This is a genomic window from Serratia sp. TSA_130.1, from assembly GCF_052691795.1.
In genome coordinates this window covers 62,751-87,954 of the sequence record NZ_JBQZFS010000008.1, presented here as the reverse complement: position 1 = coordinate 87,954, position 25,204 = coordinate 62,751, and the positions used below count along the sequence as shown (strand labels likewise).

Below are 25,204 nucleotides of genomic sequence, written 5' to 3'. Positions count from 1 at the left end.
GCGCCGCTGCGGCCCCGTCAGGACTTTCTGCTCATCACGTAGTATTCCGCCGCATCCTCATGCAACCGGCGGCCGGTCGGCGCCTGCCACGGATCGATTAATTCGATGCCGCAGTGGAGGAAGTCTTTGGTATTGCGGGTGGCCAGCGCGGCGCCGTAATGCAGGCAGGTGGCGGCGATTTGGGTATCGGGCACGCTCATCGCTTTACCCAACAGCCGATTCCTTGCCGTCAATTCCGCGTATTGCATCGCGCACAGCCCATCAAACGGCAATATCTGCCCCTCGAACTTCAATTCAATGGCGTCCGCCAATTTCAGCTTGAGATCCCGCTGGCGTTTGCCGTCAGGCATGCAGGCCACGCCGCTGAACAGTTCGGCGAGGACAATGGCGCTGAGATAGAGCTCGTCATTGTCCTTTTCATTTAACCAGTTAATGACGTTGTAGTACGGGCTGGGACGCAGCGTTTCTGAAATGACGTTGGTGTCGATAATGATCATGCGTTGTCATCTTCATCATCAAAGGTGACGATGCGTGGCGGCACGGCGTCACGCGGTGGGATCTCCAGCTCAACGCCGCCGAATTCGGCGAAGTGCTGATGCATCCAGGTACCCAATCCATAGCGCGGCGGCTTTTTCACCAGCGCCTGTTTCAGGATCATGCGCGCTTCCTCTTCCATGGAATGGCCGTTTTTCGCCGCTGAGATACGCAGCAGCTCTTTGATTTCGTCGTCCAGATTTCTGACGGTGATAGTAGCCATTGAAACCTCCTTTGCTATCAATGATTGCATTGACTTATTCTCTCGTCTCGCCGGTTAAAAAGCAATCAATTGAAATAAAAAAAGGCGCGGGATCCGCGCCTTAGCTGAAGAGGTAACGCTACCGAATTACAGCTTCGGGCCGGCGCTGACCAGCGCGGCGCCCGCAGGCGTGTCGGTGTATTTGTCGAAGTTGGTGATGAAGCGCTCGGCCAGATCCTGCGCTTTTTCCTGCCACTGCTCGAGGCTGGCGTAGGTGTTGCGTGGATCGAGGATCTCCGGGTTCACGCCAGGCAGCGCGGTCGGCATCGCCAGATCGAAGATAGGCAGGGTAACGGTTTCCGCCTTGTCGATTTCACCGCTCAGGATGGCGTCGATGATGCCGCGCGTATCTTTGATCGAGATGCGTTTGCCGGTGCCGTTCCAGCCGGTGTTGACCAGGTAAGCCTGGGCGCCGGCGGCCTGCATGCGTTTCACCAGCACTTCGGCGTACTGCGTCGGGTGCAGCGACAGGAATGCGGCGCCGAAGCAGGCGGAGAAGGTTGGCGTCGGCTCGGTCACGCCGCGCTCGGTGCCGGCCAGCTTGGCGGTGAAGCCGGACAGGAAGTGGTACTGAGTCTGGTTGGCGGTCAGGCGCGATACCGGCGGCAGCACGCCGAAGGCGTCGGCGGTCAGGAAGATCACCTTGGTGGCGTGACCCGCCTTGGACACCGGCTTGACGATGTTCTGGATATGGTAGATCGGGTAAGAAACGCGGGTATTCTCGGTTTTCGAACCGTCGTTGAAGTCGATGCTGCCGTCGGCCAACACGGTGACGTTTTCCAGCAGCGCATCGCGTTTGATGGCGTGGTAGATGTCCGGCTCGGCTTCTTCAGACAGCTTGATGGTCTTGGCGTAGCAACCGCCTTCGAAGTTGAACACGCCGTCGTCGTCCCAGCCGTGCTCGTCATCGCCGATCAGCTGACGCTTAGGATCGGTGGAGAGGGTGGTCTTGCCGGTGCCGGACAGGCCGAAGAACACCGCCACGTCGCCTTTCTCGCCCACGTTGGCCGAGCAGTGCATCGAGGCGATGCCTTTCAGCGGCAGCAGGTAGTTCATCATCGAGAACATGCCTTTCTTCATTTCGCCGCCATACCAGGTGCCGCCGATCAGCTGCATGCGCTCGGTCAGGTTGAAGGCGACGAAGTTCTCCGAGTTCAGGCCTTGCTGCTGCCAGTTCGGGTTGGTGCATTTGGCGCCGTTCATCACCACGAAGTCCGGCTCGAAGTCTGCCAGCTCTTCGTCGCTCGGGCGGATGAACATGTTTTTCACGAAGTGCGCCTGCCAGGCCACCTCGGTGATGAAACGCACTTTCAGGCGCGAGTCGGCGTTGGCGCCGCAGAAGGTATCCACCACGAACAGGCGCTTGCCGGACAGTTGCTCGGTGACCAGGTGTTTCAGATCGGCCCAGACTTCCGGGCTGAGAGGTTTGTTGTCGTTTTTGCCTTTGCCCTGATCGGCCCACCACACGGTATCGCGGGTGATGTCGTCACGGACGATGTATTTGTCTTTCGGCGAACGGCCGGTGAAGATGCCGGTATCGACGGAGACGGCACCCAGCTTGGTGACTACCCCACGCTCAAAACCTTCCAGAGATGGGTCTGTTTCTTCCTTAAACAGCAGTTCATAGCTCGGGTTGTGAACGATTTCGCTGACGTCGTGAATGCCGTAAGCGGCCAGATCCTGAGGGGTTATACCTTTAACGCGCATGTTACTACTCCTTGGTCACAGAATTTCTGGCGGCAATTGTAGGGATCTAACGGTGCGTAACCGCGATGGGTATCAAATATTTAACGTTTTAGGCGGTATTTCGTTACGATCTGAGAGATAGCACACGGAAAAAAGCAAACGTGCAAACGGCGGGGCTTGGCGGGCGCAGGGCGCGCCCGCCGAGAGGGTGTGACTTAGTGCAACCGATCGCTTTCGCCGGCGTTGCCCGCATACAACGCGGCAACATCAACCGGGTCAAAGACATAGTGGCTGCCGCAGTAGTCGCAGTGCATGTCGATATTGCCGTCCTGCTCCAGCATGTCCGCCACTTCGTCGGTCGGCAGCGTCAGCAGCGCGTCGGCGCAACGCTGGCGTGAACAGGTACAACGGAATTGCACGTCCTGCGGTTCATACAGGGTGACTTCTTCCTGATGATACAGACGGTACAGCACCTCGTTGGCCGGCAGGCCGAACAGCTCTTCGCTTTTGACCGTGTTGGTCAGTTGCACCAGGTGATCGAAATCATCGAGGTTGCCGTCTTGCGCCGGCAGCACCTGCAGCAGCATGCCGGCCGCCGCGGCATTGCCTTCCGCTTCGCCGGTGCGGATGAACAGGCGGGTCGGCAACTGTTCAGACTGGCGGAAGTAGGCTTCCAGGCATTCGGCCAGCGTTTCCCCTTCCAGACCGACCACGCCCTGATAGCGTTCGCCTTCCGTTGGGGAAATGGTGATGACCATGACGCCGTTGCCGATCATCTGATGCAGGGTGCTGTCGTCGGCGATAGGCGCCTGGGTGCGCGCAACGCCGCGCATCTCCTGGCGGTTGTTGCCATTGATCACCGCCAGCTTCAGCGGGCCGTCGCCTTGCAGCTGAACGGTGATGTCGCCGTCGAACTTCAGGGTTGCGGTCAGCAGACTGGTGGCGACCAGCAGCTCGCCCAGCAGTTTTTGCACCGGCGCCGGGTAGTCGTGGTTGTTCAGGATCTGCTGATAGGTTTCGCTGACGGTAACCAGCTCGCCGCGCACCGCGTAGTTTTCAAACAGGTAACGGTGCAATTGGTCATGGTTGGACATAATCTTCTCTCATTGCGGTGAGGGGTTATTCCTGCTCACCAAATTTAAATTTCATCAGGTCGCGCCGCTCCTTTTTGTCCGGACGTCGGTCCGGATGCGGCATGGTCAACGCGTTCATCTTGCGCGCCAGCGCCATTTTTTCGCGGTTGGCGATGCTGGCTTCGGTTTCCTGATACATTTGCTGCGCCTCGTTGGCGCCGCGGCGTTGGCTGGTCAGCGCCAGCACGATCACCGTACGTTCTTCGTTGCCCTGCCGCAGTTTGAGCTCCGCGTTGAGCTCGACAATCTTGCTCGGCTTGCCGCGCTGGCCGTTGTAATGCACTTTGCCGCCGTCGATCATTTCGCGCGCCAGCGCGCGGGTCTTGTAGAAGCGTGCGGCCCACAGCCACTTATCCAGTCGGACCGCGTCGTCGCGCGTCGCTTTTTCCTTCATGCTTCCCCCTTGGCCAGCGCCGGTATCAGCAGGCGGTAGTCGCGCATCGACGGATGGCGCTGGAAGCTTTTCTCCGCCGTGCTGGAGTCCGGGTTTTGCACGCCCAGGCAGTAACGAATGCCGAAAGTGCGCGCCGCGTCGAGGATCGGCTCGCCGTCGTCGACAAACAGCGTGCGCTGCGGGTTGAATCCGGTGTGCTGTTGCACTGCCTGCCACAGACGCTGATCTTCTTTCGGATAACCAAATGTGTGGGTGGAAAACAATAAATCAAGGTGCCGATCGAGGCCGGTATGCTCGATTTTCACCGCCAGGCTGTGCGGATGGGCGTTGGTCAGCAAAATGGTTTGCAGGCCGGCGTCGCGCAGCGCCCGTAAAAAAGGCTCGGTGTCTTCGCGCAGCCGGGCGCGGCTGCCCACTTCGCTGGTCATGCGGTAAATGTCCAGATCCAGCCGCTCGCTCCAGTAATCGAAGCAATACCAGTTCATGGTGTGCTGCACCGCCTGATATTCCCGCTCGATGATGTGGCGGGCTTCGTCGAACGGAATGGCGCGCCTTTCGCTCAGCGCCTGCGGCACCAGGCTGAGCCAAAAGTGGCTGTCGAACTCCAGATCCAGCAATGTGCCGTCCATGTCCAGCAGCACGGTATCGATCTGCGGCCAATCAAACTCGGGAACCATAAAAACTCCACGGGCGGACCGACGGGCAGTCCGCAGATGAGAATAATAGCGTTAGCGTAGCATAAGCGGATGACAGGGCCGAAGCCCCGGCGTCAGGTTCAGGCCATCGGCCGCATCGACATCGGATTGAGCTGCGGGTTGAAGCAGCTGTCGTAGTAACGCTGGATATCGGCGACGCGGTGCTGATTGATGCGCCGACGCTGCACCAGCCGCCAGGCGTTATAACCCAGGCTGACCACTACGGCCAGCAACAACAGGCTGGTGCCGAGATAGCGCCACAGGGTGATCATGTCCGGTTCGCTGTGCAACGCCACGTGGCGAGTGCCGTTGGCGTCAACGCTGAGGCTGGTGATCACGCCCTGCGCCTGGAATGGGGTATGCAGCAGCAGGTTGGACTGGCGCTGCAGCTCATTCCACTGGTCGAGCGCGTTGTATTCGCTTTGCGGCGTCTGCGGCTGGGGGTGACTGACCCACTGGCGGCCTTCGTCGCTGCGGATCAGGAAACCGCCTGGCGGCGGGCTGTTGAGCGCAGCGGCGGCCAGTCGCGTCTCATTGAAGATGAACGACGAGGTGGCCACTTTGGTCAGGCTTTCCAGCGATTCGGCGCTGACCGGACGAAGCAGGACGTTGACGCCTTGCAGCGCGCCGGATTTGGCGCGTTTCACCAGGCTGCTCCAGTTTTTCGCGTTGCCCAGGTTAACCAGCGCGTTTTTCAGCCGTACGCAGTCGTTTTCCGTCTGGCACAGATCCTGCGTTTTCAGCACGATATCGGAGAAATCGTCCAGCAGGATCATGCCGGATTTCTCGATGGCGCTGGCCAGCTGCGGGTTGACCTTCTGATCGGCGCCGCTCGGATGCAGCTGACCGCTGACCGTCGCCAGCAGGGCTGTCGCTTTGTCTATGACTTCCGATTCCGGCTGCGGCAGCGGGGCGGCGGTGTTCCAATAGATGCCGGAGCAGTCGAACGGCGCAAAATTGACGGCGCCGCCGCCGTTGGCCGGCGGCGGGACATAGCACATGCCGCTGCCGCGCACTTTCAGCGTGTCGCCGATGCGCAGCGGCGTGGCCTCCAGCGCCTGTACGCTGGTCACTTCCACTTTTTGCGCGCCTTGCAGCCAGGCCATGCTGAGGGTCAACGGCAGGTTGAGCGGGATATAGATCAGCAGCAGCAGCAGAACCAGCGCCGAGCTGGCGACCAGCACCGCATTGCGGCCCCACTGCTGCAGCGGGAAATTCTTCACTTCGTCATGCAGCGACAGGAAGCGCCCCTGCCGCACCACCTGACGGTTGAGATAGACGTCCACATCGGTGGTTTTGCCCAGATCCTGCGTCAGGTACGGTTGCCAGTGCGGCGGATAGATCAGATCGATAATGCCGAGCGAAATATTGCTGATCTGCCCCTGGCCGGATTCGCCGAACAGGCCCCAGCGCTTTGGCGTGCCGCGCAGGCAGTGGATCTCTTTCAACTCGCGCGACGCCGGGCGGCGGAACAGGTTCCACCCTCCCCAGGCGATCATCAGCACCGCCACGAAAATCATCCAGGGGATCACCAGCACCGGGCTGATCAGGCTGAAGAACAGCAGCAGCAGCGCGGCGGAGATGATGACGGCTTCACGGATGCCGTTCGGCCGGTTCAGCGCATGCTCTTCCGGCGTTTCCTTGCGAATGTTCACCAGCTCGACATGCTCGCTCTCTTCCTTGCGGATGGAGGCGTTTTTGGTCGGCGCGGCGGTCACGACCGGCGGCTGCGGCCGGTCGTGGATATGATCTTTCAGCGAGTGCCCGTTGAGCGAAATCACCAGCGGCAGCGTCTGGGTTCGTATCACTTCCACATGGTTGTCGGCGGTGATGTAGGGTTCCCAAAATGGCGGCAGATGTACCTCTTCGGCATCGAGGTAATAGCGCCATTTATTGGGATCGTCGCTGGCCAGCCCGTAACGGGTGATGGCGTGCGTCACGGGATAAACGTTATCGCTTTGCGGGGTGAGCGCCAGTTTGGCTGCGGGCAGCGTAGCGCCGCCGGGCAACAGTTTGTTGCTCAGCTTGTTTTGTTGATTGAGGTAGAACTCGACCGCCGCGCGTTCTTCGTCGGTCAGCTTGCGGTGGGCGGGTTTGATAAACGGCAGCGTGCGTGCCAGCGCCGTCGGGTGGCGGGCCTTGAACCACAGGTACAGGCCGGCGGCAATCAGGCAGACAAGCACTAAGGCCAATATCAACACTATTGTGCTCATGCAATCCCCATCTCACACCCGTGAATTTCGCCAACCTGATGAAAAGCTGAATATTATACGGAGTAAACCGCCAGGAGGCACCCAGAACTAATGAGGGAACAAACAGATTTTCGCTTTGGATCTCATTCCTTCATGAAGCAAGGTCATTTTATCACTGATTCTTGCCTGCGTGATACTAGCAACCGGCCCCTGCTGTCGATATCGGCATTATCCTATTTTCATGCGCGCTGTTTGCTGAATCAGTGCAGAAAATCGCCCGCGGCTGGCGACGCTTGTTAAAAGAAAGTAAATTACTGTTCATGCGCGTTGCGGCCGAGCTTGCCCTTAACGCACAATGTGATCAAGATCGAATTTGGTCAGCGTTTGAGCGCCAACGAGCCGTGCGTTACGCCAATCATTTTTTCGGTTGCCCTGTCCGCGCCTGGGCAACCTCTTTGAGGCAATCATGGATAAACACCTGCAAAAACCTAAAATTCTGAAAGTGGAAACGGTCGCGCGTTCGCGTTTGTTCAACGTCGAGTCGGTCGATTTGGAATTCAGCAACGGTGTGCGGCGGGTGTATGAGCGCATGCGGCCTTCGGATCGCGAAGCGGTGATGATTGTGCCGGTGATTGGCGATGACCTGCTGCTGATCCGCGAATATGCGGTGGGCACTGAATCCTATGAGCTCGGCTTCCCGAAAGGGTTGATCGATCCCGGCGAGGGGGTGCTGGAGGCGGCCAACCGCGAGCTGATGGAAGAGGTGGGATTCGGTGCCAGACGCTTTGATTTCCTCAGCAAGCTGACGATGGCGCCATCCTACTTTTCCAGCAAAATGAATATCGTGCTGGCGCACGATCTCTACCCGCAGAGCCTGGAGGGGGACGAACCGGAACCCCTGCCGCAGGTGCGCTGGCCGATCGCCAACATGATGGCGCTGCTGGCGGAACCGGATTTCCGTGAGGCGCGCAACGTCAGCGCGCTGTTCCTCTCCGAGGCGTTTCTGCGCGCTTCGCGCTGAGACGCTTCGCGCCGCATAAAAAAAGGGCCAGATTTCTCTGGCCCTTTTCGATCAGAACAGCTCGTGGCTTTCGCCGCCCGGATCGGTCAGCGTGGTGCCGGTATCGCGTGATGGGTAATCCGTCGGCTGCGTTCCTTCGATAAAGTACTCGGAACGGCTGCCGCCGCCACCGCCAGAGAGCTTGCCGCTGCTCTTGTCGATGGTGACGCTGATGATGCCCGGCGGCGGCGTGACTTTCTGCTCCGGAATGCCTTCCAGCGCGATCTTCATGAAGTCGTCCCACGCCGGCTGGGCGCTCTTGGCACCGCCTTCGCCGCCGGAAATCTGATCCGGGATGGCGCCGGACACTGTCGAACGGCCCAGATCGCGGCGGTGATCGTCGAAGCCGATCCACACCGACGTCACGGTATCCGGGCCATAGCCGGAGAACCAGGCGTCTTTGGAACTGTTGGTGGTACCGGTTTTGCCGCCGATATCATGACGTTTCAGATCGCGCCCGGCGCGCCAGGCGGTGCCCATCCAACCCGGTTCACCGAAGATGTTGCTGTTCAGCGCGTCGTGGATCAGGAAGGCCAGCGGCGTGCTGATCACGTGCGGCGCATACTGTTGGTCGCCGTCCTGCTGCACCTGAGCCGGGGTTACCTGCTCCAGCTGCGGCATCGGCACCGTGCTGTTGCTGCCTTCCTGCGAGGTGGCGACGTTTTCGATGTTGTCATCGGACAGCACGGCCGAACGGTGAGTATCACCGTAGATCACCGGCAGGTTGCAACTGCTGCAAACCACTTTAGGTTTGGCTTCGAACACCGTATTGCCGTTGTCGTCTTCAATTTTGGTGATGAAGTACGGATCGACCAGATAACCGCCGTTCGCCAGCACCGCGTAACCGCGCACCAGTTGCATCGGGGTGAAGGAAGCGGAGCCCAGCGCCAGCGATTCGGTATGCACGATGTTCTGTGCCGGGAAGCCGAAGCGCTGCAGATATTCCGCCGCGTAGTCGACGCCCATCGCACGCATCGCGCGCACCATCACCACGTTCTTCGACTGCCCCAGCCCTTGACGCAGACGAATCGGGCCATCGTAGGTCGGCGGCGAGTTCTTCGGCCGCCAGTCGGTGCCGGCGCCGGCATCCCAACGGGTGATCGGCAAGTCGTTCAGGATGGTGGCCAGCGTCAGGCCTTTATCCATCGCGGCGGTATACAGGAACGGTTTGATGTTCGAGCCCACCTGACGCAGGGCCTGCGTGACGCGGTTGAACTTGCTCTGGTTGAAATCGAAGCCGCCGACCAGCGCTTTCACCGCGCCGTCGTTCGGGTTGATGGAAACCAGCGCCGAGTTGACGTCCGGCACCTGCGACAGCCACCAGGTCTCGTTCACTTTACGCACCCAGACCTGCTGGCCTGGCTGCACCACGTCGGTGACGCGTTTCGGCGTTGGGCCTTGCTGAGTGTCTGAACGGTATGGGCGCGCCCAGCGCATGGTGGCCATCGGCAGGGCAATGCTGCTGCCGTCGGCCAGCATCGCCGTCGCTTCCTGCGGGTTGGCGGCGGTGATGACCGCCGGCGCCAGCGGGCCGTAGTTCGGCAGGTTTTTCAGCGAGTCGACAATCTGTTTGCGATCCCAGGCCGCTTCGCCGACTTTCCACAGCACGTTTGACGGGCCGCGATAGCCGTGGCGCATGTCATAGGCCAACACGTTATTGCGCACCGATTCCTGCGCCGCCAGCTGCAGCCGTTTGGTCACGGTGGTGTAAACCTTATAACCGTCGGTATAGGCGTTTTCACCGTAGCGCTTGATCATCTCCTGACGCACCATCTCGGAGAGATACGGGGCGGAGAAGCTGATTTCCGGCGCATGGTAGTTGGCGACCAAATCTTCAGAACGCGCCTGATCGTACTGCGCCTGAGTGATGTAGTGTTCGTCCAGCATGCGCGACAGCACTACGTTGCGACGGGCAACGGCGCGATCGTGCGAATAGAGCGGGTTGAAGGTGGACGGCGCTTTCGGCAGGCCGGCGATGGTCGCCATCTCGCTCAGGGTGAGCTGGCTGACGTCCTTGCCGAAATAGACCTGCGCGGCGGCGCCCACGCCGTAAGCGCGATAACCCAGGTAGATCTTGTTCAGATACAGCTCAAGGATTTCATCTTTGGTCAGCATCTGCTCGATGCGTACCGCCAGAAAGGCTTCCTTGATTTTACGCATCAGGGTGCGTTCCGGGCTTAAGAAGAAGTTACGCGCCAGCTGTTGGGTAATGGTGCTGGCCCCCTGGGAAGCGTGACCGGAGACCAACGCGATGGAGGCCGCGCGGAAGATGCCGACCGGATCGACACCGTGGTGATCATAGAAGCGGCTGTCTTCGGTGGCGATAAATGCGTGCACCATCACCGGCGGAATTTGATCCAACTTCAGCGGAATGCGGCGCTTCTCGCCGTACTGGGCGATCAGTTCGCCATCGGCGCTGTAAACCTGCATCGGTATCTGCAGCCGCACGTCTTTCAGCGTTGCGACGTCGGGCAGCTGCGGCTCGACATATTTGTACAAGCCGAAAATCGAGGCTGCTCCCAGCACGATGCAACATACTGCAAGGATTAGTAAATACTTTACGAACTTCACCTGAGATTTCCCATTTCTAAGTCATTTGGGCAGTTTATAAACAACCGCGCGGTAGTATAAAGGCAAGCCTGCGACATGGATATGTTCTTTTATCATCGGATGTTATGGAGGCTTGTGAAACATGTTCCCTCAAGCATGGCAGGTGGGGCTGGATATACAAATCGACTGCGTGCGGGCGCTGGCGGTCCAACGCCGCCGCAACGGCTGGCAACTGCGTCACTGGTGGCAACAGACGCTGCCGCAGGCGGTTTTACGCGACGGCTGCCTGGCACCTTCCGAAGCCCTGATCCGGGCGCTGCGGCAATGGCGCGTCCAACTGCCGCGACATATTTCCTTACGCATTGCCCTGCCGGCGCAGCGGGTGTTGCAACAGTGCATGGCGCAGCCGGACGCGCGGCTGCGCGAGCCGGAACGCAGCGACTATATCGTTGGCCACGGCGTGAAGCAGTTCCCACTCGACGGCCAGACGCTGGCGCTCGACTATCGCGCTGCGCCGGCGGAGGGGGCGGCGCTGCTGTTGACCGCCGCGCGGCGGCAGGAGCTGCAGCAGTGGCTGCACTGTCTGCGCCAGGCGGGCCTGCATCCGCAAGCGGTCGATATTACGCCCTGCGCGCTGCGGATGATGGCGACGGCGGCGGGCGTGCCGCACACCGCGGGGCTGATGCATCGTCTCGAGCGAGAATGGCTGTGGGTGGCGCCGGCCGACGGCGCGTTCGCGTTCGGGCTGACGCCGGGCGACGATGACGCGCAGGCGCTGCGGGCGCTGCAAGCCCAGACGCCGACGGACGATGATCGACCGGTCTATGCCGGCAGCGTGCTGGCAGGAGCCTTGCCCGTCGGCTGCCTTTCCTGGTCGCCGCTCAGCGCCTTCACGCAGCTGCGTCCGCCGTTGCCCGTGCATCCCTCAGCGTTTACGTTGGCCGGCGGTCTGGCGCTGCGCGAGGAGGACCGCTGATGTACCAGGTCAACTTTTTGCCCTGGCGGCAACGTCGCGATCGGCGGCGCGGCTGCTTCTGGCTGGGCGTGTTGCTGTTGCAGGTAACGGTGCTGTTGCTGGCAGGGGGCCTCGTCGCCGGCCAACTGCGTCATCAACAGGCGCAGCGTCAGGAGCGGCTGGCGCTGTTGGAAGAAGAGCTGGCGGCAGTGACGCTGCTCGTCCGTCAGCAGCAGCAGGAACGGGCGCAACGGGCGCGATACAGCGCCCTCGCTGAACGGCAGGCGCGCAATGCCCAACATAACCGGCGTTATTTGCAACTGCTGCAGCAACTCTCCTCCTGCCTCCCCCCACCGCTGTGGCTCACGGCGTTGGACAGCGATGCGGCGAACGGCCTGCGGCTGCGTGGATTGAGCCGTTCTCCTGCCGCCATTTCGCAGTTCGAACGGCGGCTGGCGGGGATGCCCGCGTTACCGCGGCTGCGTTTGGCGGAGGTGGCGCAACGCGACGACGGCCTGTACGCCTTTCATCTGGTGGCGCAATGGGGGCGTGATGGATAACCGTTTGCCATCTGGGCTGCGCTTCTTGCTGGGCCTGTCGGGCCGGCGATTGCTGGCCGCGCAATGGCTGGGCATCGGCACGTTGGCGTTGTTGGGTGGGGGCTGGATGCTGCAAGACGAATGGCGTCAGCGGGAAAGTGCGACAGAGCGGCAACAGCGCTTGCTGCAACAGATCGCCGTGGCGCAGCGCCAACTGGACGAGGCGCCGGTCGCCCTGATACCGCCGACGCCGCTCACTCCGGCCGCCACCGGCGATCTGACGAACGGGCTGCAACGTGCGGGGGGCGCCTTATTGCGCTGGCAGCGGCAGGAAAAACCGCCGCGGCAGACGCTGAGCTTGCGCATTGACTACCCCGGTTTGTTGGCGCTGCTGGAGGCGCTGCCCGCCGATTTGCGTCTCGAACAATTGAGCGTGGAGACGCCGCCGCAGGGCATGACGGCGCGGTTGGTTTTACAGGATGCCGCCGAGGAGCTGGCCGATGAGTAAAAGATCCGGCCGTTGGTGGTGGCTGCTATGGCCGTGGGCCTTATGCGCCGAACCGCGCGACCCGTTTGCGCCGCCTCCGATGCCTGCTTGCGCCCAGACAGAGACATCCCCGGCGGGCTGGCGATTGAAAGGCGTCATCGGGCAACCGATGCAGCGCTATGGCTGGGTGGTGACGCCGGCGGGGCAATGGTTGCGCCTGCGGCCGCAACAACGGGTGCTTGCCGAGCGCTGGCAGGTGACGCAGGTGCAGGCGCGCAGCCTGACGTTGAAGGCGCTGACGGCCGAACCGGAGTGCCCGACGAGCCGCGACGACATATCGCTGATGATCGACGACAAGGATGACAAATCATGAAAGGACGCGCTGGACTGGGCTTGGCGCTAGGGTGTTTGGCGCTCGGCACCGCGCAGGCTCAGGATAAACAGATAATCTCATTGGAGTTTCAGGATGCGCCGGTCACGGTCATCCTGCAGGCCTTGGCGGATTATCGGCAGATGAACCTGATCGCCGCGCCGGGCGTGAGCGGCAATCTGACGCTGCGGCTGGAGGATGTGCCCTGGCCCCAGGCGCTGGCGCTGACCCTGCGTATGGGCAAACTGACGATGACGCGGGAGGGTAACGTGATGCTGATCTCCCCGGAGCCGGATGCGCGGGAAAAAAGACAGCAGCAAGAGGCGCTGGCGCAGCGGCAACCCTTGCACAGCCTGACGATGACCGTGCAAAACGGCGATGCGGCGGAAATTGCCGAAAGCCTCAACGCCCAACGTGGCGCGTTGCTGAGCGAGCGTGGCAGCGTGTTGGCGGATAAACGCACCAATACGCTGCTGCTGCGCGACACCGCGCCGATTGTGGCGCAGTTGAAAAAGCGGATAACGGAAATGGATGCGCCGCTGGCACAGGTGCAACTGGCGGCGCATATCGTGACCATCAACAGCGAAAGCCTGCGTGAGCTCGGCGTGCGTTGGGGATTGGCGCCCGACGACAGGCCGGCGCGGCCGCTGCGGCCGGGCAATATCGGCGTTAACCTGCCGTTGGAGCGCAGCGCGGTGAACGCCGGTTTCCATCTGGCGCGCATCAGCGGGCGTTTGCTGAGCCTGGAGCTGACGGCGCTGGAGCAGGAAAATCAGGTGGAGATCATCGCCAGCCCGCGTCTCCTGACGGCGCATCTGCAAACCGCCAGCATCAAGCAAGGGACGGAGATCCCTTATGAAGTGTCCAGCGGCGCCAGCGGTGCGACCGCCATCGAGTTTAAAGAGGCGGTGCTGGGCATGGAGGTGACGCCGAAGGTGTTGCCGGACGGGCGCATCACGCTGACGCTGCAGATCAGCCAAAATATGCCGGGGCGCGCCATCAGCCGAGGGGCCGGAGAGGCGTTGACCATCGATAAACAGGAGATTAAGACGCAGATCACGGTGAAAAACGGCGAAACCCTGGTGCTCGGCGGCATTTTTCAACGGCATCGCGGCAAGACGGCGGACAAGGTGCCGGGACTGGGGGATGCGCCGCTGCTGGGGGGCTTGTTCCGGCAGAGCGGCGCACAACAGAAAAAACGCGAGCTGGTGATCTTTATTACGCCAACCCTGATTAAGGGATAAGCGGCGGCCTGTCGGCCGGGCGGCAAATCGCCTAAAGTTGATGAGCAGATACACTTTTTTATCCCCTTGGGGGGATCTGCGTTTGACGCTGCGGCCGATTTAGCTTACAAGGGTTACCGAATTGAGCACCGAGGTTTTTTGTTAGCGCCAAGACGCCGTTAAAAACATATGGTTTCCCTCCCGCGGCGTGGATTGCGATTTATTCGGTTGCCAAACTACCAAGAGTGTTGAGATAATTTTTCGTCTGATCTCGCACTATCGCTCATGAGGTTTCAGTTTAGGTCCCGCCGCTGATTTGATTGGCGGGGCGGGTTAACATTAACGAATTGTCTTAGTAATACCGAAAAACATGGCAGAGAAACGCAATATCTTTCTGGTTGGGCCTATGGGTGCCGGCAAAAGCACTATTGGCCGTCAGTTAGCTCAGCAACTCAATATGGAGTTCTTCGACTCCGATCAAGAAATTGAGCGACGTACCGGAGCTGACGTGGGCTGGGTATTCGACGTGGAAGGGGAAGAAGGTTTCCGCGATCGTGAAGAAAAAGTCATTAATGAACTGACGGAAAAACAAGGGATTGTGTTGGCGACCGGCGGCGGTTCGGTGAAGTCGCGCGAAACGCGCAACCGTCTGTCCGCGCGCGGCGTGGTGGTTTATCTCGAAACCACGATCGAAAAGCAGTTGGCTCGTACCCAGCGTGATAAAAAACGCCCGCTGCTGCAGGTTGATTCTCCGCCGCGTGAAGTGCTGGAAGCTTTGGCGAAAGAGCGCAATCCGTTGTATGAAGAGATTGCCGATGTCACCATTCGCACCGACGATCAGAGCGCTAAAGTGGTTGCCAACCAGATCATCAACATGCTGGAAAGCAACTGATTGCTGATTTTCGCGTTCGCCGTCGGCCAATGCGGAAAACTGATTTGTGTTCCCCGCCGTTGCGGGGATCAACCACCGCCGTACCATACAGAGAACTAAGCGCGACATGGAGAGAATTACTGTAACGCTTGGGGAGCGCAGCTACCCGATTACCATCGCCGCCGGATTGTTTGACGATCCGGCTTCTTTTATGCCGTTAAAGGCGGGTGAACAAGCGATGTTGGTCACCAACCAGACCCTGGCGCCGCTCTATCTGGAGCGTGTCCGGCAGGTGCTGGAGCAGAGCGGCGTCGTGGTGGATCAGGTGATTCTTCCCGATGGTGAGCAGTACAAATCTCTGGCGGTGTTGGAGCAGGTGTTTTCGGCGCTGCTCGAAAAACCGCACGGGCGCGATACCACGCTGATCGCGCTCGGTGGCGGCGTTGTCGGCGATCTGACCGGCTTTGCCGCCGCGTGCTACCAACGCGGCGTGCGCTTCATTCAGGTTCCCACCACGCTGCTGTCGCAGGTGGACTCCTCCGTGGGCGGCAAGACCGCCGTCAACCACCCGCTCGGCAAAAACATGATCGGCGCTTTCTATCAACCCGCTTCGGTGGTGGTTGATCTGGATTGCCTGAAAACGCTGCCGACGCGTGAACTCTCTTCCGGCCTGGCCGAAGTCATCAAATACGGGATCATCCTCGATCGCGAGTTTTTCGTCTGGTTGGAACATAACATCGATGCGCTGATGGCGTTGGATATGCAGGCGTTGGCCTACTGTATTCGCCGCTGCTGCGAGCTGAAGGCCGAGGTGGTGGCCGCAGACGAACGCGAAAGCGGCCTGCGCGCCCTGCTGAATCTGGGCCATACTTACGGCCATGCTATCGAAGCCGAGATGGGCTACGGCGTGTGGCTGCACGGTGAGGCGGTGGCTGCGGGCATGGTGATGGCGGCGGAAACCGCGCACCGTCTCGGCCAGTTCTCCGTTGAAGACATCGAGCGCATCAAAGCGCTGCTGCTGCGCGCCGGCTTGCCGGTCTGCGGGCCGCAGGAAATGACGCCGGAATCCTACTTGCCGCACATGTTGCGCGACAAGAAAGTGCTGGCGGGGGAACTGCGTTTGGTGTTGCCGACCGCGATCGGTGCGGCGGAAGTGCGCGGCGGCGTAGGGCATGAGCTGGTGCTGGCGTCGATCGCCGCCTGCTTGCCTGAGCGGAAGCGTAATTAAATCGGACTAAGTAACAGTGGCTTAGCCGCCATTAGCATCTATATTAATACAGTGAGCAGAGCACGACGGGTGTCGCTTTGCCATCATCGGGTTAATCCGCCCGTGCCACGGTAGGTCTACGGTGGTGGGCTTTTGCCTCTAGTTGGAGGGTTTCAGATGGACGAGTTTAAACCGGAAGACGATCTCAGACCTGATAGCAGCGATCGTCGTCCTACGCGTTCGCGCAAGCCGGCCGCCGCGCCGCGCTTCGCCGTTTCGCGCCAGCATTTGATGATTGGCATCGGCATTTTGGTGCTGCTGCTGCTGATTATCGGCATCGGTTCAGCCCTGAAGGCGCCGACCAAACATGAAGCGGCTCAGGAGAGCGGCGCGCAAAACGGCGCGGCCCGCGATATCAACCTGTCCGGTTCTTCGTCGCTGACCACCGCCAATAACGGCGTGCCGGGCGGCACGACGGATACCCACGATAATAACGGCGTGAGCGCGACTCAGCCGCAGCAACCGCAGAACGTCAGCGTTCCGCCGATCTCCGGCACGCCGACCGAAGCGCAAACGCAGCCTCAGCAAGGCGGTGCGCAGCAGCGCGTCGATTTGCCGGGCAACATGGCGGATGCGCTGTCGCAGCAGCAGGGGCAGGTGGATGCCGCTACGCAGGGCATGACCGGCGCAGCGTCGACGTTGCCGACCGCACCGGCAACGGTGATGAGCGGCGCCGCAGCGCGCGAAGCGACGCGTCCTGTGCAGGGCACTGCCCCGCAACAGCATAAAACGCCGGCGAAAACCGCCGCCGCCAAACCGACCGCAACGCAGCATAAATCACCGACTACGGTGTATACGCCGCCGGCCAAACCGTCTTCCACCGCGAAAGCGGGAGCGGTCGCCAGCAGCGGCAGTTCTGTGCAGTCTGCGCCGGGCAGCCACTATACCTTGCAACTGAGCAGCGCTTCGCGTTCCGATACGCTGAACGCCTACGCCAAACAGCAGAAGCTGCAGAATTACCTGGTGTATGCCACCAAGCGTGACGGCAAGCCGTGGTACGTGCTGGTGAGCGGCAACTATGCGTCTTCTGCGGAAGCGAAGCGCGCCATTGCTTCGTTGCCGGCCGATGTGCAGGCGAAAAAACCATGGGTTCGACCTGTACACCAAGTGCAGCAAGATCTTAAAAAATAAATCATTTAAATTTGTGCGCTGATGTGCTGTCTGAAACAGAGTACAATCCGCCGCTCTGAATTGTATAAGTAGCTAATTGACGGCATGAAGAAAAACCGCGCTTTTTTAAAATGGGCTGGTGGAAAATACCCGCTGGTAGATGAGATTCGTCGCCATCTGCCGGCGGGAGACTGCTTAATCGAGCCCTTCGTGGGTGCGGGATCCGTCTTTCTGAATACGGATTACGACGCCTACATTCTCGCCGACATCAATAGCGATCTTATCAACCTGTATAACATCGTTAAGCTGCGCACGGATGACTTCGTGCGCGATGCCCGCACGCTTTTCGCCGATGAATTCAATAACTCGGATCAGTTTTACCTGCTGCGAGAAGAGTTCAATACTAGCACCGAGCCTTACCGCCGGGCGCTGCTGTTCCTGTACCTGAACCGTCACTGCTATAACGGCCTGTGCCGCTATAACCTGCGCGGCGAGTTCAATGTGCCGTTTGGCCGGTACAAGAAACCGTACTTCCCGGAAGAAGAGCTCTACTGGTTTGCTGAAAAATCGCGCAATGCCACTTTTGTCTGTGAGCATTACCGCGATACCATGGCGAAGGCTGCAGCCGGCGCCGTGGTGTATTGCGATCCGCCTTATGCGCCGCTGTCGGCGACGGCGAATTTCACCGCTTACCACACCAACAGCTTCAGCATCGCCGATCAGCAGAGCCTGGCGCATCTGGCGCATCAGCTCTCGGTAGAGAGCCGGGTGCCGGTATTGATTTCCAATCACGATACCGAGCTGACGCGCGACTGGTACCAGCATGCTGCGCTGTATGTGGTGAAAGCGCGCCGCACGATCAGCCGCAATATTCTCGGCCGCAGCAAAGTGAACGAGCTTTTGGCGCTGTATCGCTAAGCCGGGGGCACCCCGGCGCATAACAACTCGACCCTACGTTTGGAGAAGCGGATGAAAAAGTTTTTGATTGCCCCGTCCATTCTGTCGGCAGATTTTGCCCGGTTAGGTGAAGATACCGCTAACGTGCTGGCCGCAGGCGGCGACGTGGTGCACTTCGACGTCATGGACAACCACTACGTGCCCAATCTGACCATCGGTCCGATGGTGTGCGAAGCGCTGCGCAACTACGGCATTACCGCGCCGATTGACGTGCATCTGATGGTCAAGCCGGTGGACCGCATCGTGCCTGACTTCGCCAAGGCCGGCGCGTCTTATATCTCTTTCCACCCTGAAGCCTCCGAACATGTCGATCGCACCATTCAGCTGATCAAAGAGCACGGCTGTAAGGCCGGCCTGGTGTTCAACCCGGCGACCCCGCTGAGCTATCTTGATTACGTGATGGATAAAATCGACGTGATCCTGCTGATGTCGGTCAACCCGGGCTTCGGCGGCCAGTCGTTCATCCACGGCACGCTCGACAAGCTGCGCCAGGTGCGCAAACTGATCGACGACAGCGGCCGCGATATCCGTCTCGAAGTCGACGGCGGGGTGAAGGTGGACAACATCGCCGAAATCGCCGCCGCGGGCGCCGATATGTTTGTCGCCGGTTCCGCCATCTTTGGCCAGCCGGACTACCGCAAAGTGATCGACGAAATGCGCAGCGAGCTGGCGAAGGTTTCCCATGGCTGATTTCGGCGCGATCCGCGCACTGGCCTTCGATCTTGACGGTACGCTGGTCGACAGCGCGCCGGGCCTCGCGGCCGCCATCGATATGGCGCTGGAAGAGAGGGGGCTGCCGCAAGCGGGTGAAGAGCGAGTTGGCACCTGGATCGGCAACGGCGCCGACGTGCTGGTGCAGCGCGCGCTGCGCTGGGCGGAAGCGGAAGACACGCCGGAGCAGTGCAGCCGGCTGCGTGAGCGCTTCGATCATTTCTACGCGCAGACTGTTGACAGCGGCAGCCGCCTGTTCCCGCAGGTGCAAGAGACGCTGGCCCGCCTGGCCGCGCACGGTTACCCGATGGCATTGGTGACCAACAAGCCGACGCCGTTCGTGGCGCCGCTGCTGGCATCGCTGGGCATTGGCGAGTATTTTTCGCTGGTGATCGGCGGCGACGACGTGACGGAAAAGAAACCTCACCCGGCGCCGTTGTATCTGGTGCTCGGCAAGCTTGGGTTGCGAGCGCATGAACTGCTGTTCGTCGGCGATTCGCGCAACGATATTCAAGCCGCTCAGGGCGCCGGTTGCCCGAGCGTCGGTTTTACCTACGGTTATAACTACGGCGAATCGATCGCCCTGAGCCACCCCGATCGGGTGTTGGAGCGCTTCGCCGATTTGTTGCCCGCTCTTGGGCTGTCATCTTTAGAGAATCAGGAAATTTAAACATGAGTAAGCCCATCGTATTTAGCGGCGCGCAGCCGTCCGGCGAACTGACCATCGGCAACTACATGGGTGCGCTGCGTCAGTGGGTGCAGATGCAGGACGACTACGACTGCATCTACTGCATCGTCGATCTGCATGCCATCACCGTGCGCCAAGACGCCGAAAAGCTGCGCAAAGCCACGCTGGATACGCTGGCGCTGTATCTGGCCTGCGGTATCGATCCGGAAAAAAGCACCATCTTCGTGCAGTCGCATGTGCCTGAGCACACGCAGCTGAGCTGGGTGCTGAACTGCTACACCTATTTTGGCGAACTGAGCCGCATGACGCAGTTCAAAGACAAATCCGCACGCTACGCGGAGAACATCAACGCCGGGCTGTTCAGCTATCCGGTGCTGATGGCGGCGGACATCCTGCTGTATCAAACCAATCAGGTGCCGGTGGGCGAAGACCAGAAACAACACCTGGAACTGAGCCGCGACGTGGGCCAGCGTTTCAACGCGCTGTACGGCGACGTGTTCAAAGTGCCGGAGCCGTTTATTCCTAAATCCGGCGCACGCGTGATGTCGCTGCAGGAACCGACCAAGAAGATGTCCAAGTCGGACGATAACCGCAACAACGTGATCGGCCTGCTGGAAGATCCGAAAGCGGTGACCAAAAAGATCAAACGCGCAATGACCGACTCGGAAGAGCCGCCTGTCGTGCGTTACGACGTGGTCAACAAGGCGGGCGTCTCCAACCTGTTGGACATCCTCGCCGGCGTCACCGGCAAGAGCATCGCGCAGCTGGAAGCCGAGTTCGAAGGCCAAATGTACGGCCACCTGAAAGGCGCGGTGGCGGAAGCCGTCTCCGGCATGCTGGCTGAGCTGCAGGAGCGTTACCACCGCTTCCGCAACGACGAAGCCTACCTGCAGCAGGTGATGCGCGACGGCGCCGCCAAAGCCCGTGCACGCGCGCAGGAAACCCTGGCGAAGGTTTATCAGGCCGTCGGTTTCGTACCGCCGCAGGCGTAACGCCGGCGCAAATAAAAAAAGCGGCCTTGGGCCGCTTTTTTTACGTCGGTATCACGCCATTTGCGCCAGGCCGGCGGGCGGGGCTTCGCTGGCGAACCAATTGAGCTTGCTGCGCAGGCTGATCACGCTGCCGACGATGATCAGGCTGGGGCTGGCGGCCTGCAGGGACAAGGCGCCCAGTTGGCCAAGCTCGCCTTCGATCACCCGCTGACGACAGGAAGTGCCGTTTTCCACCAGCGCCACCGGTGTGGCGGCCGGCAGTCCGTTCGCGATCAGCCGGCGCTGGATCTCCGCCGCCTGCGACAGCCCCATATAGAACACCAGCGTCTGTTGCCCGGCGGCCAGCGTCGCCCAGTCCAATCCACCGTCGGCCTTGGCGTGGCCGGTCACCAGACGCACGCTCTGCGCGTGGTCGCGGTGGGTGAGCGGGATGCCGCTGTAGGCGGAACAGCCGGAGGCGGCGGTGATGCCCGGCACCACCGAGAACGGTACGTTGGCGTCCGCCAGCGTTTCCAGCTCTTCGCCGCCGCGGCCGAAGATAAAGGGATCGCCGCCCTTCAGGCGCACCACGCGTTTGCCTTGCCGCGCTTGCTGCAGCAAGATGTGGTTGATCTGCTCCTGCGGCACGCAGTGATGGCCGGCGCGTTTGCCAACGAAGATGCGCTCGGCGTCGCGACGAACCAGCGTCATGATCGCTTCGGAGACCAGCCGGTCGTAAACCACCACGTCGGCCTGCTGGATCTGTTGCAGCCCTTTCAGCGTCAGCAGGCCGGCATCGCCCGGCCCGGCGCCCACCAGCACCACTTCACCGCGATCCTCCGGCCGTTCGCTGAACAGCTGTTCGAGCTGGCGTTCGGCCAGAGCCGCGTCGTCATTGGCCAGCGATTGCGCCAGCCGATCGTGAGCGAACAGCCGCTCCCAGAAGCGGCGGCGCGCGCCGAGGCTGCTGAAGCGCTGTTTCACCCGTTGACGCAGCGATCCGCCGAGCTGCGCCAGCTTGCCGAGGTGTTGCGGCAGCAGCGCTTCCAGCTTCTCGCGCAGCAGCCGCGCCAACACCGGCGCTTTGCCGCCGGAGGACACCGCCACCACGATCGGCGAACGATCGATGATCGACGGCATGATAAAGCTGGCGCGTTTCGGGTCATCGACCACGTTGCAGAACACCCGCTGCTGGTTGGCGCACTGGTACACCCGCGCGTTGACCTCCAGCCGGTCAGTGGCGGCGATCACCAACCATTTTTCCGTCAGCAGGGCCGGGCTGAATTCGCCCTCGGCCAGCGTCAACAGGCCTTCTGCCGCCCACTGGTGGAACTGCGGGCTGAAGGCCAGGGCGTTGACGGTCAGCGCCGCACCGGCGTCCAGCAGCAGGCGCGCCTTGCGTTCGGCGATTTCGCCGCCGCCGACCAGCAGGCAGGCTTTGTGTTGCAGTTGGCAGAAAATCGGCAGGTAGTCCATCGGCATTCCTCAGGGTTATCGGCGTGGGGGCGGGATGCGCCCCCGAAAGGTTATGCCGCGACTTGCACGATGCCGTCGACCACCCGGCTGGTGAAGCTGGCGACGGAGCGGCTGTCATCTTCCAGGCAGTGGCCATCGTACAGGCGGAAACGCTGTTTCTTCAGCGGGCTGGCGACCCACAACTCCCCCTGATGCTCGGCGATCAGCCCGCGCGACAGCACGCTGGCCTGGGCGAACGGGTCGATATTGCTGATGGCGAACACCTGTTCGTCGGCATAGGGGCGGAACACCGCCACCTGCCGATCGCCGATCAGGGCGCACACGCCGGTGCCGGGCAGGATGTCGGCGATGGGGCAAACGGTAATCCACTGGCTCATGCTTGGCTCTCCTCGGTGTCGATCAGGGTGACGGCAATGCGCTCGTCAGGGCGCGCCGGGCGGTGTTGGTCACGTTCGGCCACCACCTGCACGTTCGGATCGCGCAGCGGGCTGTTGATGAAGTGGGCGAAGCGCAGCTGCGTTTCCGGGTGCTCGACGGTTTCTTTCCACTCGCAGATCACTGCCTCGCGCAGGCGGGCGATATCCGCTTCCAGCTGCTCGTTGATGCCGAGCGTGTCGTCAACGATCACCTTGCGCAGGTAATCGATGCCGCCTTCCAGGCTCTCCAGCCATACCGAGGTGCGCTGCAGCTTATCGGCGGTGCGGATATAGAACATCATGAAACGGTCAAGGTAGCGCACCAGGGTCTCGCTATCGAGATCGGCGGCCAGCAGGTCGGCGTGGCGCGGTTTCATGCCGCCGTTGCCGCAAACATACAGGTTCCAGCCGTTTTCGGTGGCGATGATGCCGACGTCCTTGCCCTGCGCTTCGGCGCATTCCCGGGTACAGCCCGAGACGCCGAATTTCATTTTGTGCGGGGTGCGGATGCCTTTGTAGCGATGTTCCAGCGTGACGCCGAAACCGACGCTGTCGCCGACGCCATAGCGGCACCAGGTGCTGCCGACGCAGGTTTTCGCCATGCGCAGCGCCTTGGCGTATGCGTGCCCGGTTTCAAAGCCGGCGGCGAGCAGCTTGCGCCAGATGGCCGGCAGGTCGTCTTTCTGCGCGCCGAACATGCCGATGCGCTGCGAGCCGGTCATTTTGGTGTAAAGATTGTACTCCTTGGCGATCTGTCCGATGGCCAGCAGGCCGTCCGGGGTGATTTCGCCGCCGGCGGAGCGCGGTATCACCGAGTAAGTGCCGTCTTTTTGGATATTGCCGAGGAAGTTGTCGTTGGTATCCTGCAGCGGCGTGTGCTGCGGTTTGAGGATGTATTCGTTCCAGCACGAGGCCAGCAGCGAGCCGACGGTCGGTTTGCAGACTTCGCAGCCGTAGCCTTTGCCGTATTTGGCCAATAACGCCTCGAACGACTTGATGCCTTCGACGCGGATCAGGTGGAACAGCTCCTGGCGTGAATAGGCGAAGTGTTCGCACAGGTGGTGGTTGACCTCGATGCCTTGCTTGCTCAGCTCGGCGTTCAACACCTGGGTGAGCAGCGGGATGCAGCCGCCGCAGCCGGTGCCGGCCTTGGTTTCGGCTTTCAGCGCCGCCACGGTGTGACAGCCTTGGTTGACTGCCCGGATGATGTCGCCTTTGCTGACGTCGAAGCAGGAGCAAATCTGCGCGCTTTCCGGCAGCGAATCCACGCCGATGGCCGGCTTGCTGCCCGCATGGGCCGGCAGGATCAGGCCGTCCGGGTTTTCCGGCAGCGCGATGCCGTTCAGCGCCAGCTGCAGCAGGTTGCCGTAATCGCTGGTATCGCCGACCAACACTGCGCCGAGCAGGGTTTTGTTGTCGGCGCTGACCACGATGCGTTTGTAGACCTCTTTGCTCTCATCCAGATAAACGTAGCTGCGGGCGCCCTCGGTGCGGCCGTGGGCATCGCCGATGCCGCCGACGTCTACGCCCAGCAGTTTCAGTTTGGCGCTCATGTCGGCACCCTGGAAGCCGTTTTCGCGGCCCAGCAGGTGATCGGCGGCCACCTGCGCCATTTTGTAACCCGGCGCCACCAGGCCGAAGGTGCGATCGCGCCAGGCGGCGCACTCACCGATGGCGTACACGTCCGGATCCGATGTCTGGCAGCAGTCGTTGATGGCGATGCCGCCGCGGCGGCCGATCTCCAGTCCGCATTGACGCGCCAGCTTGTCCTGGGCGCGGATGCCGGTGGAGAAAACGATGAAATCCACTTCCAGCAGGCTGCCGTCGGCGAAATGCAGGGTTTTGCGCGCCGTGCCGCCGCCGTTGACGATCTCCTGGGTGTTTTTCCCGGTGTGTACTTTGACGCCCATGCGCTCGATCTTGCGGCGCAGCTGGTCACCGCCCATCGGGTCGAGCTGTTCGGCCATCAGCACCGGAGCGAATTCGATCACGTGCGTTTCCACCCCCAGGCTTTTCAGCGCGCCGGCAGCTTCCAGCCCCAACAGCCCGCCGCCGACCACCGCGCCGCGTTTGCTGCGGCGCGCGCAGGCTTCAATGGCGTTCAGGTCTTCGATGGTGCGGTAAACGAAGCAGTCCTGGCTATCCGAGCCTTTAATCGGCGGGATCCACGGATAGGAGCCGGTGGCCATGATCAGCTTGTCGTAATAGACGGTGCGTCCGGTATTGGAGTGGATGACTTTCTCGTCGCGATTGATGGTGATGGCGCGTTCGCCGATCAGCACCTTCACGCCGTGCTTTTCGTAAAAGCCTTCGCGCACCAGCGACAGCTCTTCGGCGGTATGGTGCGAGAAATAGGAAGAGAGATGCACGCGATCGTAAGCGATGCGCGGCTCTTCGCAAAATACGGTGATGTCGAATAGGTCTTTGTCTGCTTTATCCAACAGATCTTCGATGAACCGGTGGCCGACCATGCCATTGCCGATCACGGCAAGTTTGACTCTGCTCATTATTGCCTCAAAATTCGGGTTTCCTAGGCTTACCTTATCCCTCCCGAGGGGCAATTTATTGATGCAAATCAATCGCGCCTTTATATACCCACAACGTGGTATATGAATGATTTTCCACGTTTTTTGATAAGTTGCGGATTTTATTCACCT

The 25,204-nt window shown here is 60.9% G+C and carries 24 protein-coding genes; 13 read left to right on the top strand and 11 right to left on the bottom strand.

All coding sequences use genetic code 11. The features are described 5' to 3' along the window. Positions 1–17: 17 nt before the first annotated feature. The 7 genes from ACUTQY_RS22170 to ACUTQY_RS22140 all read right to left on the bottom strand — a co-directional run bounded on the left by ACUTQY_RS22170 (position 18) and on the right by ACUTQY_RS22140 (position 6,917). Positions 18–497 carry a type II toxin-antitoxin system VapC family toxin gene (locus ACUTQY_RS22170; RefSeq protein WP_016930378.1) on the bottom strand — a complete coding sequence of 160 codons (480 nt, stop codon included), beginning with the start codon at positions 495–497 and terminating at the stop codon, positions 18–20. Beyond that, positions 494–757, bottom strand: coding sequence for a FitA-like ribbon-helix-helix domain-containing protein (locus ACUTQY_RS22165; protein WP_004930730.1), 264 nt, complete (start codon positions 755–757; stop codon positions 494–496). The genes ACUTQY_RS22170 and ACUTQY_RS22165 overlap by 4 nt, the downstream gene beginning before the upstream one ends. Before the next feature lie 126 nt (positions 758–883). Further along, entirely contained in the window at positions 884–2,503 is a 1,620-nt protein-coding gene (pckA, locus tag ACUTQY_RS22160; protein ID WP_015379308.1) for a phosphoenolpyruvate carboxykinase (ATP), read from the bottom strand. Between the two features lie 194 nt (positions 2,504–2,697). After that, positions 2,698–3,576, bottom strand: a complete 879-nt coding sequence (gene hslO, locus ACUTQY_RS22155; protein WP_033645284.1) for an Hsp33 family molecular chaperone HslO — start codon at positions 3,574–3,576, stop codon at positions 2,698–2,700. 25 nt (positions 3,577–3,601) lie between these two features. Further along, positions 3,602–4,009: a ribosome-associated heat shock protein Hsp15 gene (gene hslR, locus ACUTQY_RS22150; RefSeq protein ID WP_033645283.1), complete on the bottom strand. Its 408-nt coding sequence runs from the start codon at positions 4,007–4,009 to the stop codon at positions 3,602–3,604. After that, positions 4,006–4,686, bottom strand: a complete 681-nt coding sequence (yrfG, locus tag ACUTQY_RS22145; protein WP_025304546.1) for a GMP/IMP nucleotidase — start codon at positions 4,684–4,686, stop codon at positions 4,006–4,008. The genes hslR and yrfG overlap by 4 nt, the downstream gene beginning before the upstream one ends. Before the next feature lie 98 nt (positions 4,687–4,784). Beyond that, a complete protein-coding gene (locus ACUTQY_RS22140) occupies positions 4,785–6,917 on the bottom strand; it encodes an intracellular growth attenuator family protein (RefSeq protein ID WP_123062013.1) in 2,133 nt (710 codons plus the stop codon). 445 nt (positions 6,918–7,362) lie between these two features. Between ACUTQY_RS22140 and nudE the strand changes: the two genes are divergently transcribed. Next, on the top strand, positions 7,363–7,917 hold the full coding sequence (gene nudE, locus ACUTQY_RS22135) for an ADP compounds hydrolase NudE (protein ID WP_033645281.1): 555 nt from the start codon (positions 7,363–7,365) through the stop codon (positions 7,915–7,917). 51 nt (positions 7,918–7,968) lie between these two features. Here the strand turns inward: nudE and mrcA are convergent, their stop codons facing one another. Next, positions 7,969–10,527: a peptidoglycan glycosyltransferase/peptidoglycan DD-transpeptidase MrcA gene (gene mrcA / locus ACUTQY_RS22130; RefSeq protein ID WP_046687928.1), complete on the bottom strand. Its 2,559-nt coding sequence runs from the start codon at positions 10,525–10,527 to the stop codon at positions 7,969–7,971. Between the two features lie 121 nt (positions 10,528–10,648). Between mrcA and pilM the strand changes: the two genes are divergently transcribed. The 12 genes from pilM (at position 10,649) to trpS (ending at position 20,676) form a co-directional block, all read left to right on the top strand. Then, a complete protein-coding gene (gene pilM, locus ACUTQY_RS22125; protein WP_046687927.1) occupies positions 10,649–11,482 on the top strand; it encodes a type IV pilus biogenesis protein PilM in 834 nt (277 codons plus the stop codon). Beyond that, positions 11,482–12,021 carry a PilN domain-containing protein gene (locus ACUTQY_RS22120; RefSeq protein ID WP_046687926.1) on the top strand — a complete coding sequence of 180 codons (540 nt, stop codon included), beginning with the start codon at positions 11,482–11,484 and terminating at the stop codon, positions 12,019–12,021. Before pilM ends, ACUTQY_RS22120 begins: the two co-directional genes overlap by 1 nt. Next, positions 12,014–12,508 carry a hypothetical protein gene (locus tag ACUTQY_RS22115; protein ID WP_046687925.1) on the top strand — a complete coding sequence of 165 codons (495 nt, stop codon included), beginning with the start codon at positions 12,014–12,016 and terminating at the stop codon, positions 12,506–12,508. Before ACUTQY_RS22120 ends, ACUTQY_RS22115 begins: the two co-directional genes overlap by 8 nt. After that, the gene (locus tag ACUTQY_RS22110) at positions 12,501–12,860 is read left to right on the top strand and encodes a HofP DNA utilization family protein (RefSeq protein WP_046687924.1); all 360 of its coding nucleotides are present in this window, start codon (positions 12,501–12,503) and stop codon (positions 12,858–12,860) included. Before ACUTQY_RS22115 ends, ACUTQY_RS22110 begins: the two co-directional genes overlap by 8 nt. Next, positions 12,857–14,101, top strand: a complete 1,245-nt coding sequence (gene hofQ / locus ACUTQY_RS22105; protein ID WP_046687923.1) for a DNA uptake porin HofQ — start codon at positions 12,857–12,859, stop codon at positions 14,099–14,101. Before ACUTQY_RS22110 ends, hofQ begins: the two co-directional genes overlap by 4 nt. 349 nt (positions 14,102–14,450) lie before the next feature. Then, the gene (gene aroK / locus ACUTQY_RS22100; protein ID WP_004391482.1) at positions 14,451–14,972 is read left to right on the top strand and encodes a shikimate kinase AroK; all 522 of its coding nucleotides are present in this window, start codon (positions 14,451–14,453) and stop codon (positions 14,970–14,972) included. Between the two features lie 106 nt (positions 14,973–15,078). Further along, positions 15,079–16,179 (top strand): 3-dehydroquinate synthase, encoded by a 1,101-nt coding sequence (aroB, locus tag ACUTQY_RS22095; RefSeq protein ID WP_046687922.1) that lies wholly within the window; start codon positions 15,079–15,081, stop codon positions 16,177–16,179. A gap of 156 nt (positions 16,180–16,335) precedes the next feature. Continuing rightward, positions 16,336–17,349: an SPOR domain-containing protein gene (locus ACUTQY_RS22090; RefSeq protein ID WP_033645274.1), complete on the top strand. Its 1,014-nt coding sequence runs from the start codon at positions 16,336–16,338 to the stop codon at positions 17,347–17,349. Positions 17,350–17,433: 84 nt separating this feature from the next. After that, positions 17,434–18,246, top strand: coding sequence for an adenine-specific DNA-methyltransferase (gene dam, locus ACUTQY_RS22085; RefSeq protein WP_033651736.1), 813 nt, complete (start codon positions 17,434–17,436; stop codon positions 18,244–18,246). A gap of 51 nt (positions 18,247–18,297) precedes the next feature. After that, complete coding sequence (gene rpe / locus ACUTQY_RS22080) at positions 18,298–18,975, top strand: ribulose-phosphate 3-epimerase (RefSeq protein ID WP_019456160.1); 678 nt, start codon at positions 18,298–18,300, stop codon at positions 18,973–18,975. Further along, positions 18,968–19,666 carry a phosphoglycolate phosphatase gene (locus ACUTQY_RS22075; RefSeq protein ID WP_033645272.1) on the top strand — a complete coding sequence of 233 codons (699 nt, stop codon included), beginning with the start codon at positions 18,968–18,970 and terminating at the stop codon, positions 19,664–19,666. The genes rpe and ACUTQY_RS22075 overlap by 8 nt, the downstream gene beginning before the upstream one ends. Before the next feature lie 2 nt (positions 19,667–19,668). Continuing rightward, positions 19,669–20,676, top strand: coding sequence for a tryptophan--tRNA ligase (gene trpS, locus ACUTQY_RS22070; protein WP_004930324.1), 1,008 nt, complete (start codon positions 19,669–19,671; stop codon positions 20,674–20,676). A gap of 51 nt (positions 20,677–20,727) precedes the next feature. On the opposite strand, the gene cysG is transcribed toward trpS, so the two are convergent. The 3 genes from cysG to nirB are packed head-to-tail and all read right to left on the bottom strand — an operon-like array spanning position 20,728 to position 25,054. Continuing rightward, positions 20,728–22,131 carry a siroheme synthase CysG gene (gene cysG, locus ACUTQY_RS22065; protein WP_046687920.1) on the bottom strand — a complete coding sequence of 468 codons (1,404 nt, stop codon included), beginning with the start codon at positions 22,129–22,131 and terminating at the stop codon, positions 20,728–20,730. Positions 22,132–22,181: 50 nt separating this feature from the next. Continuing rightward, positions 22,182–22,508, bottom strand: a complete 327-nt coding sequence (gene nirD, locus ACUTQY_RS22060) for a nitrite reductase small subunit NirD (protein ID WP_033645269.1) — start codon at positions 22,506–22,508, stop codon at positions 22,182–22,184. Next, entirely contained in the window at positions 22,505–25,054 is a 2,550-nt protein-coding gene (gene nirB / locus ACUTQY_RS22055) for a nitrite reductase large subunit NirB (protein ID WP_046687919.1), read from the bottom strand. The genes nirD and nirB overlap by 4 nt, the downstream gene beginning before the upstream one ends. Positions 25,055–25,204 lie beyond the last annotated feature (150 nt).

What these genes read in the sequence shown, in the direction of transcription:
- nudE (WP_033645281.1), top strand. Translation starts at nt 7,363, where the DNA reads ATGGATAAACACCTGCAAAAACCTAAAATTCTGAAAGTGGAAACGGTC.
- cysG (WP_046687920.1), bottom strand. Translation starts at nt 22,131, where the DNA reads ATGGACTACCTGCCGATTTTCTGCCAACTGCAACACAAAGCCTGCCTG.
- hslO (WP_033645284.1), bottom strand. Translation starts at nt 3,576, where the DNA reads ATGTCCAACCATGACCAATTGCACCGTTACCTGTTTGAAAACTACGCG.
- pckA (WP_015379308.1), bottom strand. Translation starts at nt 2,503, where the DNA reads ATGCGCGTTAAAGGTATAACCCCTCAGGATCTGGCCGCTTACGGCATT.
- ACUTQY_RS22140 (WP_123062013.1), bottom strand. Translation starts at nt 6,917, where the DNA reads ATGAGCACAATAGTGTTGATATTGGCCTTAGTGCTTGTCTGCCTGATT.
- nirD (WP_033645269.1), bottom strand. Translation starts at nt 22,508, where the DNA reads ATGAGCCAGTGGATTACCGTTTGCCCCATCGCCGACATCCTGCCCGGC.
- nirB (WP_046687919.1), bottom strand. Translation starts at nt 25,054, where the DNA reads ATGAGCAGAGTCAAACTTGCCGTGATCGGCAATGGCATGGTCGGCCAC.
- dam (WP_033651736.1), top strand. Translation starts at nt 17,434, where the DNA reads ATGAAGAAAAACCGCGCTTTTTTAAAATGGGCTGGTGGAAAATACCCG.
- ACUTQY_RS22120 (WP_046687926.1), top strand. Translation starts at nt 11,482, where the DNA reads ATGTACCAGGTCAACTTTTTGCCCTGGCGGCAACGTCGCGATCGGCGG.
- yrfG (WP_025304546.1), bottom strand. Translation starts at nt 4,686, where the DNA reads ATGGTTCCCGAGTTTGATTGGCCGCAGATCGATACCGTGCTGCTGGAC.
- ACUTQY_RS22110 (WP_046687924.1), top strand. Translation starts at nt 12,501, where the DNA reads ATGAGTAAAAGATCCGGCCGTTGGTGGTGGCTGCTATGGCCGTGGGCC.
- aroK (WP_004391482.1), top strand. Translation starts at nt 14,451, where the DNA reads ATGGCAGAGAAACGCAATATCTTTCTGGTTGGGCCTATGGGTGCCGGC.
- aroB (WP_046687922.1), top strand. Translation starts at nt 15,079, where the DNA reads ATGGAGAGAATTACTGTAACGCTTGGGGAGCGCAGCTACCCGATTACC.
- ACUTQY_RS22170 (WP_016930378.1), bottom strand. Translation starts at nt 497, where the DNA reads ATGATCATTATCGACACCAACGTCATTTCAGAAACGCTGCGTCCCAGC.
- ACUTQY_RS22090 (WP_033645274.1), top strand. Translation starts at nt 16,336, where the DNA reads ATGGACGAGTTTAAACCGGAAGACGATCTCAGACCTGATAGCAGCGAT.
- ACUTQY_RS22115 (WP_046687925.1), top strand. Translation starts at nt 12,014, where the DNA reads ATGGATAACCGTTTGCCATCTGGGCTGCGCTTCTTGCTGGGCCTGTCG.
- pilM (WP_046687927.1), top strand. Translation starts at nt 10,649, where the DNA reads ATGTTCCCTCAAGCATGGCAGGTGGGGCTGGATATACAAATCGACTGC.
- rpe (WP_019456160.1), top strand. Translation starts at nt 18,298, where the DNA reads ATGAAAAAGTTTTTGATTGCCCCGTCCATTCTGTCGGCAGATTTTGCC.
- trpS (WP_004930324.1), top strand. Translation starts at nt 19,669, where the DNA reads ATGAGTAAGCCCATCGTATTTAGCGGCGCGCAGCCGTCCGGCGAACTG.
- ACUTQY_RS22075 (WP_033645272.1), top strand. Translation starts at nt 18,968, where the DNA reads ATGGCTGATTTCGGCGCGATCCGCGCACTGGCCTTCGATCTTGACGGT.
- hslR (WP_033645283.1), bottom strand. Translation starts at nt 4,009, where the DNA reads ATGAAGGAAAAAGCGACGCGCGACGACGCGGTCCGACTGGATAAGTGG.
- hofQ (WP_046687923.1), top strand. Translation starts at nt 12,857, where the DNA reads ATGAAAGGACGCGCTGGACTGGGCTTGGCGCTAGGGTGTTTGGCGCTC.
- ACUTQY_RS22165 (WP_004930730.1), bottom strand. Translation starts at nt 757, where the DNA reads ATGGCTACTATCACCGTCAGAAATCTGGACGACGAAATCAAAGAGCTG.